The sequence below is a fragment of the Granulicatella sp. zg-84 genome, assembly GCF_010892375.1.
In the GTDB taxonomy this organism is placed as follows: Bacteria; Bacillota; Bacilli; order Lactobacillales; family Aerococcaceae; genus WM01.
In genome coordinates this window covers 1-14,267 of sequence record NZ_WNJX01000023.1, presented here as the reverse complement: position 1 = coordinate 14,267, position 14,267 = coordinate 1, and the positions used below count along the sequence as shown (strand labels likewise).

The 14,267-nt window shown below is 35.4% G+C and carries 13 protein-coding genes and 1 pseudogene; 10 read left to right on the top strand and 4 right to left on the bottom strand.

Annotated elements, in window-relative coordinates; genetic code table 11:
• Nucleotides 1–9: 9 nt before the first annotated feature.
• Nucleotides 10–237, top strand: coding sequence for a DNA-directed RNA polymerase subunit beta (locus tag GMA06_RS06105; RefSeq protein WP_345940878.1), 228 nt, complete (start codon nucleotides 10–12; stop codon nucleotides 235–237).
• A 122-nt stretch (nucleotides 238–359) separates the two neighbouring features.
• Here GMA06_RS06105 and GMA06_RS06100 read toward each other — a convergent pair whose 3' ends face one another.
• On the bottom strand, nucleotides 360–950 hold the full coding sequence (locus GMA06_RS06100; protein WP_163546686.1) for an ECF transporter S component: 591 nt from the start codon (nucleotides 948–950) through the stop codon (nucleotides 360–362).
• Nucleotides 951–1,100: 150 nt separating this feature from the next.
• On the opposite strand from GMA06_RS06100, the gene GMA06_RS06095 reads away from it, so the two are divergent.
• From GMA06_RS06095 to GMA06_RS06085, 3 genes are all read left to right on the top strand, one after another.
• Entirely contained in the window at nucleotides 1,101–2,045 is a 945-nt protein-coding gene (locus GMA06_RS06095; protein ID WP_163562038.1) for a zinc ABC transporter substrate-binding protein, read from the top strand.
• Between the two features lie 82 nt (nucleotides 2,046–2,127).
• Nucleotides 2,128–2,823: a metal ABC transporter ATP-binding protein gene (locus tag GMA06_RS06090; protein ID WP_163546688.1), complete on the top strand. Its 696-nt coding sequence runs from the start codon at nucleotides 2,128–2,130 to the stop codon at nucleotides 2,821–2,823.
• Nucleotides 2,781–3,611: a metal ABC transporter permease gene (locus GMA06_RS06085; protein WP_163546689.1), complete on the top strand. Its 831-nt coding sequence runs from the start codon at nucleotides 2,781–2,783 to the stop codon at nucleotides 3,609–3,611. Before GMA06_RS06090 ends, GMA06_RS06085 begins: the two co-directional genes overlap by 43 nt.
• Before the next feature lie 164 nt (nucleotides 3,612–3,775).
• Here GMA06_RS06085 and fni read toward each other — a convergent pair whose 3' ends face one another.
• From fni to mvaD, 3 genes are read right to left on the bottom strand one after another with little or no spacing between them, the layout of a single operon-like run.
• Nucleotides 3,776–4,831 carry a type 2 isopentenyl-diphosphate Delta-isomerase gene (fni, locus tag GMA06_RS06080; protein ID WP_163562037.1) on the bottom strand — a complete coding sequence of 352 codons (1,056 nt, stop codon included), beginning with the start codon at nucleotides 4,829–4,831 and terminating at the stop codon, nucleotides 3,776–3,778.
• Nucleotides 4,803–5,858, bottom strand: a complete 1,056-nt coding sequence (locus GMA06_RS06075; RefSeq protein ID WP_163562036.1) for a phosphomevalonate kinase — start codon at nucleotides 5,856–5,858, stop codon at nucleotides 4,803–4,805. The genes fni and GMA06_RS06075 overlap by 29 nt, the downstream gene beginning before the upstream one ends.
• A complete protein-coding gene (gene mvaD, locus GMA06_RS06070; RefSeq protein ID WP_163562035.1) occupies nucleotides 5,855–6,859 on the bottom strand; it encodes a diphosphomevalonate decarboxylase in 1,005 nt (334 codons plus the stop codon). The genes GMA06_RS06075 and mvaD overlap by 4 nt, the downstream gene beginning before the upstream one ends.
• A gap of 137 nt (nucleotides 6,860–6,996) precedes the next feature.
• On the opposite strand from mvaD, the gene coaA reads away from it, so the two are divergent.
• From coaA to GMA06_RS06040, 6 genes and pseudogenes are all read left to right on the top strand, one after another.
• Nucleotides 6,997–7,911 carry a type I pantothenate kinase gene (gene coaA, locus GMA06_RS06065; RefSeq protein ID WP_163562034.1) on the top strand — a complete coding sequence of 305 codons (915 nt, stop codon included), beginning with the start codon at nucleotides 6,997–6,999 and terminating at the stop codon, nucleotides 7,909–7,911.
• 40 nt (nucleotides 7,912–7,951) lie between these two features.
• Nucleotides 7,952–9,505, top strand: a complete 1,554-nt coding sequence (guaA, locus tag GMA06_RS06060) for a glutamine-hydrolyzing GMP synthase (protein WP_163546694.1) — start codon at nucleotides 7,952–7,954, stop codon at nucleotides 9,503–9,505.
• Nucleotides 9,506–9,820: 315 nt separating this feature from the next.
• Entirely contained in the window at nucleotides 9,821–9,982 is a 162-nt protein-coding gene (locus GMA06_RS06055) for a helix-turn-helix transcriptional regulator (RefSeq protein ID WP_163562033.1), read from the top strand.
• Nucleotides 9,983–10,049: 67 nt separating this feature from the next.
• Nucleotides 10,050–10,940: pseudogene (locus GMA06_RS06050) on the top strand (ORF6N domain-containing protein).
• Between the two features lie 3 nt (nucleotides 10,941–10,943).
• Entirely contained in the window at nucleotides 10,944–11,306 is a 363-nt protein-coding gene (locus GMA06_RS06045) for a hypothetical protein (protein ID WP_205426253.1), read from the top strand.
• A 535-nt stretch (nucleotides 11,307–11,841) separates the two neighbouring features.
• Complete coding sequence (locus GMA06_RS06040; RefSeq protein ID WP_163562032.1) at nucleotides 11,842–14,184, top strand: hypothetical protein; 2,343 nt, start codon at nucleotides 11,842–11,844, stop codon at nucleotides 14,182–14,184.
• Nucleotides 14,185–14,267 lie beyond the last annotated feature (83 nt).

Below are 14,267 nucleotides of genomic sequence, written 5' to 3'. Positions count from 1 at the left end.
TGAATCATAGTGAGCAAAGACAATAAAAAATCGTTAAAAACAGTATCTGCAACACAATTAGTATTTTTAGAAAACGATATGTTGCGTATTTTATTTTATTGTATTTTTATGCTTGTCTTAGTAGGCGTGTTTCTTGTGATAGGGCTGATGATTGGCTATTCTATTTTAGGCGATGGCAATGCCTTTGATGTCTTTAATTGGCATACATGGCAACATATATTAGACTTTTTAAAATAATATCGTTATGACAATATATGACAATGAGTGTTGGTGGCTTCCCAAAGGGAGCCACCAACACCAAATAAGCCGACATGTTGATGTCGGCTTATTTGTGTTTGTTTGGAAAATTGAGTTTTTCATTATTTTTTGAATAGGGATGATAAAGGTTTGACTAATGCGGGTGTTACAATAATTGCTGATAATAATTCAAATAATGTATTTGTAGAAATAAGTGTCAAAATAAATCCGAGAACAACATCTCCTGATTGAGATGGATTTGGGAGTGTGTTGGCGATAAATTGATAGCCAAAGACATAAAATCCACCTAGGACAAGTCCTGTATTTGTGATGGTCCCAATGAATGAGGCAATGACCGCAGACATGGTTAAGCTAATTTTTTTACTTAATAATTGAAAAAGAACTCCTGCCAATAAACCTACAAGCATTCTAGGTAGGACGGAGATAAGAGGATTATAAAATAGGGGATTTAAAATACCTGCTGTTGTGTAGGCTTTTATCATTGAAAGCAATCCCCATGTTAAGCCAATCCCTGTTCCTAATTTTGAACCTAAAAGACAGGCAGCTAAAATAACAGTAATATGAACGATAGTAAAGTCGACAAAGCCTAGATGAATATATCCTAAAACGGGAATGAATGTTTGCATGATTAAAATAGCTGTAAATAAAGAAAATAGTGTTAATTGTTTGATATGACTTTGTTTTGTTGACATAATCAATCTCCTTTTATGTACGATAAAAAAAGTATATCAAAAAAGAATTATGAATACAAATACTACAGTGTATAAAAAACTTGAATTTTTTAGTAAAATATGTTAAAATATAAATCGTAAGTATTACTATTTCGATAAAAAGGAGATATTATGAAACATTTAAAAAAATTAAGTTTCTTTATTTTGGTACTTGTATTGGCTGCATGTCAAGCACCAAGTAAGAAACAAGAAATGACTGAAGCACCAAAAATGGAAAAATTGTCTGTTGTGACAAGTTTTTATCCTGTGTATTATATGACACAAGCGATTGCAGGTGAACATGCTAACGTCAGCATGTTGATTGAGGGAGCGGTAGAGCCACATGATTTTGAGCCAAGTGCAAAAGATATTGCACTAATTGATAAAGCTAAAGTATTTGTATATAGTAGTAACAACATGGAAACATGGGTGAAAAGTGTACAAGATGGTTTAGGTAAAGAATCAAAAGTGGCATTTATTGAATCTGGTAAAGATGTTTCCTTTATAAAAGGAAAAGGACATCATCATGATCATGATGGAGATCATAAAGATGACCATGATGAAGATGAGGATGCGTTGGATCCACATATTTGGTTAGATCCAGAAACAGCAAAAGCACAAGTAAAAACTATTGCAGAAGGTTTAATTGCAGCGGATACTGCTCATAAAGCAGATTATGAAAAAAATCGTGATATGTTACTTGAAAAATTAGATGTTTTAGCTAAAAAATATGATGCTGCTTTTAAAAATGCTACAAACAAAGCATTTGTTACACAACATGCTGCATTTGGATACATTGCACATCGTTATGACTTAGAACAAGAAGCCATTTCTGGTTTACAAGCAAAAGAGCCAACAGCACAAGATATTGCAGAAGTTGTTGAAGAAATGAAAGAGCATAAATTAACAACAATTTATGTTGATCCAGGTAGTTCTCAAGCTACAGCAAACGCTGTTGCAAAAGAAACAGGTGCAAGTATTGAAACATTGTATACAATGGAATCAAAAGTAGAAGGTAAAGATTTCTTACAAATTTTAGAAGAAAACTTAGTATCATTACAAAAATCAATTAAGTAGAAAAACAAGATCGAATTAGTATATAATAAAGAATAGCACTGACACAAGTTGGTGCTTTTTCTACTGAAAAAGGAGTGAGAAAATGGCGTATATTGACGTTCATCAGTTATCTTTTTCCTATGATGCTGAAAGAGTTTTAGATAATATATCCTTTCAATTAGAAGCTGGAGAGTTTGCCATTTTAACTGGAGAAAATGGTGCAGCTAAGTCGACGTTATTAAAGTTGATTTTAGGTTTATTAAAACCTCAAGAAGGTTCAGCACATATTAGTCCAGTGAATCAATTTGGACAAAAAATGTTAATTGGATATGCTCCACAACAAATTGCTTCATTCAATGTGGGGTTTCCTAGTCGTGTGTATGATTTAGTTGCATCAGGACGATATGCAAATGGAAAATGGTTCAAACGTTTAGATGCACATGATAAAGAGCATATTGAAAAATCATTAAAATCGGTTGGTATGTGGGACTTGAAGTATAAACGTATTGGGGATTTATCTGGTGGGCAAAAACAAAGAATTTTTTTAGCGCGTTTATTTGCTACAGATCCAGATTTATTGATTTTAGATGAACCAACAACTGGTATGGATATTCAATCACGGAAACAGTTTTATGATTTGTTAAAACATAGTTGCCAACACCACCATAAAGCTGTTTTAATGGTAACCCATGAGGACGATATATTAGATGATTATATTGACAAACATGTACATTTAGTGAGAAAGGAGCATTCACCATGGAGATGTTTCAGTATGATTTCATGCAAAGAGCGTTCTTAGCAGCGATTTGTATTGCGTGTATTGCTCCTATTTTAGGTTTATTATTAATTTTGCGTAAACAGTCTTTATTGGCAGACACATTATCGCATGTTTCTTTATCAGGGGTTGCTTTAGGATTGTTGATTGGTGTTTCACCAACAGTGACAACGATTGTTGTTGTGATGATTGCTGCATTGATTATGGAGTATTTAAGTCGTGTCTATAAAAGCTACTCTGAAATATCGGTTGCCATTTTGATGTCTACGGGATTAGCAGTTGCATTGATTTTGATGTCCCTTAGAAAAAATGCAGCGGGTATTAAAGTTGAACAATATTTATTTGGTTCATTGGTTACCGTATCTAGTGAACAGGTGTCTATTTTAATTGGTTTAGTCATTTTTATTGGTGGATTGTATATTCTGTTTAGAAAACCTTTATATGTACTATTGTTTGATGAAGACACAGCTTTTACAGCCGGATTACCTGTTCGATTGATGTCATTGTTAATCAATATTGTCACGGGTGTGACCATTAGTGTAATGATGCCGATTGCAGGCGCTCTACTTGTTGCCTCCATTTTAATTTTACCTACAGCAATTAGCATGCGTTTCTCAAATAGTTTTACAAGTGTCATTTTATGGGCAATGTGTATTGGTTTTTTAGGTATGGTAGGTGGGTTATATGCTTCTTATGAATACAGTACCCCTCCAGGTGCAACCATTACACTGATTTTTGTGACAGTATTAGTTTTTGTTAATGTGATTATTTTTGTGAAAAAGTGGTATCAACAACAAAAAGCTAAAGTGTAAAGCGATAAAAATTGGATGGAGCCAATGTTTAATAGAATATGTGAGAAAGTGTACCTAGATAGTTTTAGGTATACTTTTATTATTTGGTATAAGTCAGTATTTATTTAAAAAACAATATCAAAAACAGTGAACGGACGCTCCCAAACGTCCGTTCACTGTTTTTGTTAATTACGATTTGCAAAATATTGCCAGTCTATATGGCGAGCATGGCACCAGTTTTGGATAGTCGGTGCTACAACAACAGCTTTTTGTTGTAACTCAGAGATATTTTTTGCACCAAGTAAGGTCATAATGGTGCGTATGTGTTCTTTTGTTTGGCGAATGTAGTTTATTGTTTGCTCCATACCATGACGTTCTAGCAAATAGAGTATTTGTCCAGATAACCCAACGGCATTCGCGCCCAAAGCAATGCATTTAGTTATGTCTAGTGCATTTTTGATTCCACCAGATGCAATCAATGTAGGATGGGGGACGCTTTGGGCTTCTAATAAGGAAATGAGCGTTGATTGTCCCCATGCCGAGAGCATGTTATATGACGATGTTATACGGCGATTGTTTTCAATGTCGACAAAATTTGTTCCACCCTTACCAGAAATATCAATGATACGCACGCCAATATTTGTTAATTGGGTTACTGTTTCTTTTGACATGCCGAATCCAACTTCTTTGACGATAATGGGTATGTTTAATTCGGCGACAATTTGTTCGATGTGATGCAGCCAACCTGTAAAATCTCGTTCTCCTTCGGGCATAACCATTTCTTGTGGGGTATTCACATGAATTTGTAGGGCATCCGCTTCGAGTAAGTCGACCGCTCTTTTAGCGTTTTCCACGGAGTGATGTGCACCTAAATTTGCAAAGATTAAGCCATTTGGATTGATTTGTCTGACAACACGAAAACTTTCTGCCGTGTCAGGTTCTTTTAAAGCAACGCTTACACTCCCAGTTGCTAGAGGTATGTCGGTTTCCTTGGCAATAAAAGCTAATTGGCGGTTGATGTCATAGGCTTTTTGACTACCCCCAGTCATCGCATTGATGAAAAATGGAGCAGATAATAATAAAGTATCCAAGTTTGTATGAATATTAACATCCTCATACGCTATTTCAGGGAATGAGTGATGGACAAATTGTGTTTGTGCAAACTCGGGTGTCGATTCCTGAACAAATTGTTCAAGAGCATGCTGGATATGCTCATCTTTTCGATTGACTTGCTGTGTCATAATTGCCTCCAATTTCTCCTAAATGTAAGATAGCTGCTTGATTCCAAGCGCTTATAATGTTTTCTTTCTGCTGTACATTTTCAACTAAACAAATGCCACAATCTCCCCCACCGGCACCCGATGTTTTCGCCACACTTCCATAGCGTTCAGCAATGTCACAAAGAGTTTTTAATGTTGGTGTTTCAATGTAGCGGGATAATTGTTGTAGTTGATTTCTGTTTTTTTGTATACATGCTTTTATAACGGAAATATTCTGTTCTTTAATGGCTTGAATGCATTGATTTGTACAGTCTTTATTATCCATTAGAAATGTTTGATAAAGTGCACTTTCTTTTTGTTTTTTCATTTCTTTAACGAGTAATTCGGTACTAGCAGGAGTACCAGTCCAACCGATTAAAAAAGAAAGGTTTTTAGGTAAAGTAAGGCATTCAATAGATAAGTCTTTCCATTTTTGATGAATAATTTCTTGAATGGAGCATGTGTGTTGTTGGTGCTTTAACCAGTCAATATCACACATCGTATAGGCGATTAGCTTGCCGAATGCAATAGTGGCAATGTCACCAAAAGAACCGACGCTATTTAAAGATAGATGTGTTAAGACAGCCAATTTATAGACGGTAAGATTGTCTAGTGTTTTTCCGTAGAAAGCGCCCACGGCTTTAATGGTTGCGACGGTAACGGCACCACTAGAACCTAAACCATATTTTGTTCCATCTGGTGCATCTAAATCCGATGAAATATCTAAACGGAACGGCTTTGGTGTAATCGTTAAATAACTTTCTGTTATGTGAATGGCTGTTGTTATGAGCGGATATAGATTTGGTGTTGCTGAAATCTGTTCCTTCTCCCTTGTGAAGTGAACGAGTGTGTGTTTATGTTGTTCTGAAAAAATAATATTGTCGTGATAGTCGTCAATACGTGCCGTCAAAAAACGCTCGACAGGTGCGATAATGGCAGGCTGATGAGGTGATGTCACGGCATATTCTCCCACAATAAATAATTTTCCAGGTACGTTTACGGTTATCATAATGTGTCCTCGAATGATTGTAGAGATTGTTCCCAGTCGTCTTGTGTTAAGTAATGCATGGCTTTTCCAACTTTAGAGATGATGAGTTTATCTTTAGAAAACAGCGTTTCTAAATGAGATAAAATGGTTGGAATAGTTGATGTTTGGCATAATACTTTAACATTTGGGCCAGCATCCATTGTCATATAGGCAGGAATCCCTTCTGCTCTTAATTGTCGAATGGCTTGTTGAGCAATAATCGTTTCTGGTTCAAAATAACAAAATGGAGGATTACTACCAAGCATGGTACCGTGCATTTTCATACCATTAAATTCAGTGATTTCTCCTAAAGTAATAAAATCTTTATTGGCAATCGCTTGTTTGATATTTTGTAAGTCTTTTTCTGCACTTTCTACCCATGCTTGATAAAAAGGGGAAGTTTGAACAGTTAATGCCATACCGTCACGACTTGAAATCGTCTTTTTCGCTTGGTTAACGACAATGATAATCATAGCAATATCCCAGCTAGCATCGTCTATTGGGATTGCCATAGAATTGTGAGAGTCTGTCCCTTTGTTCCATTCAACAAAGCCACCGTACAGACTGCGTGTTGCGCTACCACTGCCACGTCGAGCGAATGTTGAGAGTGTTTGTGTATCTAAATGTAAGCCACTTGCTTGATTTATGGCTCCGGCTAGAGCAGCAAAAGCAGAAGCTGAACTAGCTAAACCAGCTGCGGTAGGGACAAAGTTTAAACTTTCTACTTTGGCAAAGCGAGGTGAGGACATTTTTTCTCGAAATAAATCTAAAAATGGTGTGATTTTTTCGGTTGTTTCTTCTTTATTGTTTAAGAAAAAAGTATCTTTTGTCAGCGTTTGATCAAAGGTTACTTTTGTATCCGTGTAAAAGGCATCCAGTGTTAATGATAAACTGCTATTCATTGGTAAAAAGAGCTTTTTATCACGTTTTCCCCAATATTTTATTAAGGCAATATTTGTGTGTGCACGGGCAATCCCAATCATAATGTTCTCCTTTTCTTGTCTATATGTATTTTACATGAAATGTCTGTATTTTTCTAAGGTTTTAAAAAAATTTATAAGTTTTCTGAATTGTGGTATAGTAATATAGAACGATTTTGATGAAGAGGTAAAGAGTTGGTATGGAACATTATAGTCAATTTTCACGTGAGGCGTGGAAAACATTTGGAGTGGCGTATGACATTCATTTAACAGAGGATACGTTAAAAAAATTGACGTCGTTAAATGACAGAGTATCTTTAGATGATGTGACGGATATTTATATGCCTATGGTGCGTTTGTTTGATTTGTATTTGAAACATCATATTGAAAAGCAATCGAGTTTACAAGATTTTTTACATCAATCGAAACGGAAAGTACCATTTATTATTGGCATTTCTGGGAGTGTATCGGTAGGAAAGAGTACGACAGCTAGACTACTCCAGACCATGTTACAGCAACTTTATCCGAAGAAACAGATAGAGTTAATGACTACTGACGGCTTTTTATTAACGACAGCTACTTTAAAAGAAAGGGGCATTTTAGACAAAAAGGGGTTCCCAGAAAGTTATGATATGGAGCGTCTTGTATCGTTTTTAATGGCTGTTAAAACGAGTGATGAGCCGGTACTGGCGCCTGTTTATTCGCATGAAATTTATGATATTATTCCCGATACGTATCAAACGGTGCAGCAGCCTGATGTGTTGATTGTTGAGGGAATCAATGTGTTGCAACTGCCTCCTAATCGGGATATTTATGTGAGTGATTTTTTTGATTGGGCGATTTATGTGGATGCTGAGCCTGTGAATATAGAGAAGTGGTACTTGCAGAGATTTGAAATGTTAATGGATTTGGCAAAAAATAATCCGAGTAATTATTATTATAAATATGCCATTGGAAAACGAGAGGACGCGATTGCTATGGCAAAGGAAGTTTGGAAAAATACGAATTTGAAAAATTTAGTAGAGTTTATTTTACCGACGAAAACAAGAGCGGATTTGGTGCTCCATAAAACAGAAAATCATTTAATTGATTATGTGTTGTTGAAGAATTATTAGACCGTGATATAATGAGGCATATAGTGATGAGGAGGGTGTTATGAAGGCGTTAAACGAATTAGAAAAAATTATTGTATTAGATTTTGGTTCACAATATAATCAGTTAATTACACGACGTATCCGTGAGTTTGGTGTATTTTCAGAGTTAGTGTCACATAAACTAACGGCAGAGGAGATTATGTCAAAAGGAAATGTAAAAGGCATTATTTTTTCTGGTGGACCAAATAGTGTGTACGAAAAAGATGCATTTACAGTAGATAAAAAGATTTTTGATTTAGGATTACCTATTTTGGGTGTGTGTTATGGTATGCAACTAACAACACATTTACTAGGTGGTAAAGTAGAGCCTGCAACGACACATCGTGAATATGGGACAGCTCAGATTGATGTATTCCAAACAGAAACAGGACTATTCCAAGGTTTATCTGAAAATGAAGAAGTCTTGATGAGCCATGGCGATCGTATTACAGAAATTCCAGCCGGTTTTACTGTGACGGCAAGTAACCCAAACTGCCCATTTGCAGCGTTTGAAAACAAAGAACGTCGTATTTTTGGGGTGCAATTCCACCCAGAAGTACGCCATAGTGTACACGGCAATGAGATGTTGAAAAACTTTGTGTTCCATGTGTGTGGTGCAACAGGCGACTGGTCAATGGAAAACTTCATTGATTTAGAAATTGCCAAAATTCGTGAACGTGTTGGCGATAAAAAAGTATTGCTTGGATTATCCGGTGGGGTGGATTCAAGTGTCGTGGGTGTGTTATTACAAAAAGCTATTGGAAATCAATTAACATGTATTTTTGTCGATCATGGCTTATTACGTAAAGGCGAGGGTGATCAAGTCATGGAAAGCCTTGGAGGTAAATTTGGCTTAAACATTATTCGTGTAGACGCAAAAGACCGCTTCTTATCAAAATTACAAGGCGTTAGCGACCCTGAACAAAAACGTAAAATTATCGGAAATGAATTTGTATACGTGTTTGATGATGAAGCATCAAAATTACAAGGTGTAGACTTCTTAGCACAAGGAACGCTATACACAGATATTATCGAATCTGGAACAGACACGGCACAAACGATTAAATCACACCACAATGTAGGTGGATTACCAGAAGATATGCAATTTGAATTGATTGAACCATTAAACACATTGTTCAAAGATGAAGTACGTGCCTTAGGAACAGCTCTAGGCATGCCAGATAGTTTAGTGTGGCGTCAACCATTCCCTGGACCAGGTTTAGGTATCCGTGTCCTTGGTGAGATTACAGAAGAAAAACTAGACATTGTGCGTGAAAGTGATGCTATTTTACGTGAAGAAATCGCAAAAGCCGGCTTAGAACGTGACGTATGGCAATATTTCACAGTCTTACCAGGTATTCGTAGTGTCGGTGTTATGGGTGACGGTCGTACTTACGACTACACAATCGGTATCCGTGCTGTCACAAGTATTGACGGCATGACAAGCGACTTCGCTCGCTTGCCATGGGACGTGCTACAAACGATTAGTGCTAGAATTGTCAATGAAGTAGCACACGTCAACCGAGTGGTGTATGATATTACGAGTAAACCGCCTGCAACGATTGAGTGGGAGTGATTAAAAATAGGCTCTAAAGTCTTATGAATAGACGTTTTGTGAGTAGGGGGCTTGCAAATTAAATTATTGAATAACCTAGTGAGTAATCGCTAGGTTATTTTTAGTATATGAAAAGCTATGGTTTTATCTTCATAGCTTAATGTTATAACGTATTATTTTTCTTTAAAAACTCAAATCCTCTCCACTAACACAAAAAATATGGATATAGAGTTATAAGGAATCGAATTCGATATCTTTTATGTTTGAGATGAAAAATGATACAAATATGATAAAATATAACTAAATCAATTCAGATATTTGAATTTTGAGAATAATATGAAGGTAAGCTACAATGGCTTGTGGAAAACATTCATAGATAAAGGAATGAATAAAAAAGAGTTAAAAGAGAAAGTTGGAATTGCACCAGCTACAGCTGGAAAAATGGGGCGAGGAGAACTCGTAGGTATGGAAGTTCTTTATAAAATTGGTAAAGAATGAGATGTAGATTTTGGGGATATGGTTAATATAGTTAAATAGATTTTACTTTGGATAATAGGAGGTTTTTATGGAACATAATTCAAACATAATCGTTTCTGATGTTGATGACATTAGAAATATGATTTATACATTTAGAGGAAAACAAGTGATGGTGGATAGTGATTTAGCTGCTTTATATAATGTTGAAACGAAAGTATTTAATTAAGCAGTGAAAAGAAATTTGAATAGATTTCCTGAATCATTTCGTTTCCAATTAACTGAAGAAGAATTTAAAAACTTGAGGTCACAATTTGCCACCTCAAGTTCTAATAAGCATGGTGGTAGACGATATTTACCATATGTATTCACAGAACAAGGTATTCCCATGCTTTCAACTGTGTTAAAAAGTGATATAGCCGTTGAAGTGAGCATAAAAATTATGAATAGTTTTGTGGAGATGAGAAAATTTTTACTATCCAATCAAGAAATGTTTGCAAGACTAGATCGAGTAGAACTAAAGCAACTGAAAATAGATAAAAAATTAGAAAAAGTATTTAATTATATTGCAACTAACACAGAAGCGAAACAAAAAATATTTTTCAATGGTCAAATATACGATGCATTTCGTTTTTTTGTGAAAATTATACAAAAAGCAAATAAGAAAATTATATTAATTGATAACTATGTAGATATTAATACTTTGAACATTCTATGTAAGAAAAATAACGGAGTAAATATTCAAGTTTATACTTCTGGAAAAGGTGATTTAACAACAAAAGATATTAATAAATTTAACGCACAATATCCAACACTAACTATAAAAATAAATACAGATTTTCACGATAGATTTTTGATATTAGACAATGCTGAAGTTTATCATATAGGAGCTTCGATAAAGGATGCAGGTAAAAAGAGTTTTGGAATGACGAAGATAGAAGATAAGGACTTGATAGAAAGTCTTTTAAGAAGAGTGAGGTAAAATATGGCAAATATATCACAGCAAAAAAGGCAGAAAATGCTAGAGTTTTTAAATAAACTAAAACAAGAACATCAAGATGATGATAGTCTAAGAGCTTTGGGAGAAATTGAAACAGTACTCAACGAGAAAAAATATGGACTAGTATGGGAAAAACATACTGAAAAAGTTGATGAAATGTTAGAACATAATATACCTGTATTTTGTGAAGATGAAGGTAAGAAAATCATAGCTGATGAAAATGACGGATATAATTTTTTATTAGAGGGAGATAATTTACATTCTCTAAAACTTCTTGAAAAAACCCATAAAGGTAAAATTGATGTTATCTATATTGAGAAGAAGATATCGATTTTGATACAAAACTAAATAGAAAATAGCTTGAAATATAGATGTTGTTAGTAGTCCTCAATTTAAAATAGCTGTATAATTTTTAGGGTTGATGGCATAAGACATCAACCCTATTTGACATAGAGCCTTTAAATGAATTGAAGGCTTTTTTATTTTGCTCTTAATTTCTAAGGGTGTCAAAAAATAAAAAGGGGTGTGGAATTTTCTAGAGGTGTAAACAGGATTTTTTTATAAGTAACGGATTTACAAATGCTTTTTATTTTAGAATAATACTCGAAGATTTTTGGAGATGGGATAGAATTTGAAATTATAAAAAACATGAAGTATATATATGAGATGCTTTTTTGTACTATGAGATAACTTAATTATATAATTTATCATTTTATATTTTGTGAAGAGGGGTACATAAATGACAGATAATGTGATAAGATAAAAAGACAACGAATGGGGTAGGTTGAGTACAACACATAATATATAAATTATATATACACAATATTTTGTGCTGTACTCATAGATACCATTTTGACTAAATGGATACGAAGGGAGAAAAGAAATGAAAAAATTACAGCGTTTATTATCGCTTTTAATGGTGGTCGTTCTTGTTATTGGACTTTTGCCCACGCAAGTACTTCGAGCTGCTGATGAGGGGATTACTTTAACTCAAACGCAAGTACCATCTACGAGAACGGATACAAGGGAGTTTTTAACGGGAGAGATTATGCAGTCTGTTTTAACGTTAAAAGCGAATTTGCCTGAATCAGAATATGCAGGAGCTTATATTGAATTAGCCGTCCCGTCTGATGTCGCTTCGTTTGTGGAGAGTTTAGAGCCGAATGTTTCATTGGATTCAGAAGTCTTTGGGCGAGCAACAAAAGTCAATGCAACGACATGGCGTATTCCGTTAAAAGCATCTGATGATGCTAGAGAAGTACAAATTCCGATTTTTACGAAGTTTAAAACGTATGTAACGCCTGACAAAACAATTTTACCAATAACCACAACTTTGAAAAAAGCTGACGGAACAGTTGTAAAAACAGCAGAAACAGTTACGTTTTTAGCGAAGGCGGGAGAAGCAACGTATACGATGACTGTTCGTGGAGGACAAAATCAAATTGGTGGGCTTGTAAAGAACGATACTCAAACATTAGATGAGAAAGGACTTGTTGATGTTGTCTTTGACTATCAGACATTTGCAAAAAGTTCTAAGGATGAATATGCTACTCCGAGTAACTCAGATTATGGACAACGTGTATACAATACAATTACGTTAACACAACCGTTGCCACCATTTGCTAAATTTGATGCATCTAAAAATCCAAACTGGACATATAATGCTGCAACGAATACTGCAACGTATACATTAAACCGAAAAGATTATAATGATGTAAATGGATATAATCCGGTGTCACTTATTTTGACATTCCCAGGAGCAAGTGTGGATACCGCTTATATGGCAAACTCGACAATGGTATTTCACCCACAAAATAAAGGGGTAAATGAAGCGGACGTGACGCAAAGTAACACGGTTTCTTACCGGTTTAGACCGGATAGCACAAATGGGGTACCATTTAGAAAATATTTTGCAAATGAGCCAGAAGATGCTAGAGATAATGGAACGCAGCTTCATACTGTGACAAATGTATCTTCACGTACATCAAAAGGTGTTAATTGGCGTTTAACTGTTGCGAATACAACGTCAGAAACGATCACTTTTACAGAGTTTAAAGACTATGATTTAGATAGTCGTTTGTATTACACGGGCGTAAGTATGCCTAGAACAGACGATATTGTTTTAGATTATTTTAATGGTGTGGAATACGCACGTTTATCCAATGTGACAGTTCGTGGAGTGTTAGCCGATGGTAGTGAACGTGTTTTAGGTACTGTTGCGAGTGGACGTACGTTGAATTTTGACCGTACAATCGCTAGAAATATTAAACAATTATATTTTGATTTCCCGAATGGTTATACATTACCACATCAAAAAGTTGTTAGTTTTACCATTAAGACAGCTTTTAGAGAAGCGCCGGTAGTAAGTGCTGTCGATTTAGAAAATGAGTACGTTAATAGTGGTGGTTATACCGCAACGTATACACGTACGAATGGAAGTTCTTACTCGTTTACTGGAAAAGATACGGCCAAATTTAAATTGGTTGGGCAAAAGGTTGATGTCGGTATTGAAAAAGAACTGTCTGAAAAATTAGGTACAGGCTGGTTTACGCCTAGAAGAGATGAGAAGATTCGTTCAGATAATGAGTTTGCGATTTGGACATTGAAAGGTACTTGGGACGGTACGATTAAAGGTATGGAAGATAGAGCAACCTTAACGAATGTTGAATTTATCGACCTACTACCTGAAGGAGTAACCTATAAATCAACTACTTTAAATGGTGGTTGGGGAGCACCTCGACCAACGGTAACGTACGTGCCGAATTATCGAGAATCCGGTTTGAATGCTGTTATTATTAAATGGGATCGTATTAGTGTGAACCAATTAAATCGCTATATGGATAATTCAGATGCCATTCAAATTGTGACGACTGTCAATGCAAATTCTGTTCCAGGGCATAATACAAACTATGTCTTAGCAAGTATAGATGGTTCTATTGTCACAACTAAAGATAAAAACCACATGAGTGGTTATTTCTCAATGCCTTATAAAGATGAGCGAGATATTGACCAAGACGGCGATGTGAATGAAACATTTGCAGCAGCGTCCGCTTATTATGAATATACGGGTCGATATGAAGTGTTAGCTCGCAAATATATTGCACGTGAAACGGTAAATAACTGGACAAGAGATGGATTGAAAACAGGTGTAGGAGCACCATTCCGCTATAAATTGTGGAATTACACAAATTACAATAGTAAGTTAGCCACCTCAGGCAAATCATAAGGACATACATAGTTAAATAATTTACGTGGATAACGATTCATCCATTGTTCAACAGCCGTTACTTCGTTAGGAGTAACGGTTGT

Bases quoted from the DNA above. Each gene is read 5' to 3' on its own strand.
- GMA06_RS06100 (WP_163546686.1), bottom strand. From the start codon at position 950: ATGTCAACAAAACAAAGTCATATCAAACAATTAACACTATTTTCTTTA.
- GMA06_RS06095 (WP_163562038.1), top strand. From the start codon at position 1,101: ATGAAACATTTAAAAAAATTAAGTTTCTTTATTTTGGTACTTGTATTG.
- GMA06_RS06090 (WP_163546688.1), top strand. From the start codon at position 2,128: ATGGCGTATATTGACGTTCATCAGTTATCTTTTTCCTATGATGCTGAA.
- GMA06_RS06085 (WP_163546689.1), top strand. From the start codon at position 2,781: ATGGAGATGTTTCAGTATGATTTCATGCAAAGAGCGTTCTTAGCAGCG.
- fni (WP_163562037.1), bottom strand. From the start codon at position 4,831: ATGACACAGCAAGTCAATCGAAAAGATGAGCATATCCAGCATGCTCTT.
- GMA06_RS06075 (WP_163562036.1), bottom strand. From the start codon at position 5,858: ATGATAACCGTAAACGTACCTGGAAAATTATTTATTGTGGGAGAATAT.
- mvaD (WP_163562035.1), bottom strand. From the start codon at position 6,859: ATGATTGGGATTGCCCGTGCACACACAAATATTGCCTTAATAAAATAT.
- coaA (WP_163562034.1), top strand. From the start codon at position 6,997: ATGGAACATTATAGTCAATTTTCACGTGAGGCGTGGAAAACATTTGGA.
- guaA (WP_163546694.1), top strand. From the start codon at position 7,952: ATGAAGGCGTTAAACGAATTAGAAAAAATTATTGTATTAGATTTTGGT.
- GMA06_RS06055 (WP_163562033.1), top strand. From the start codon at position 9,821: ATGAAGGTAAGCTACAATGGCTTGTGGAAAACATTCATAGATAAAGGA.
- GMA06_RS06045 (WP_205426253.1), top strand. From the start codon at position 10,944: ATGGCAAATATATCACAGCAAAAAAGGCAGAAAATGCTAGAGTTTTTA.
- GMA06_RS06040 (WP_163562032.1), top strand. From the start codon at position 11,842: ATGAAAAAATTACAGCGTTTATTATCGCTTTTAATGGTGGTCGTTCTT.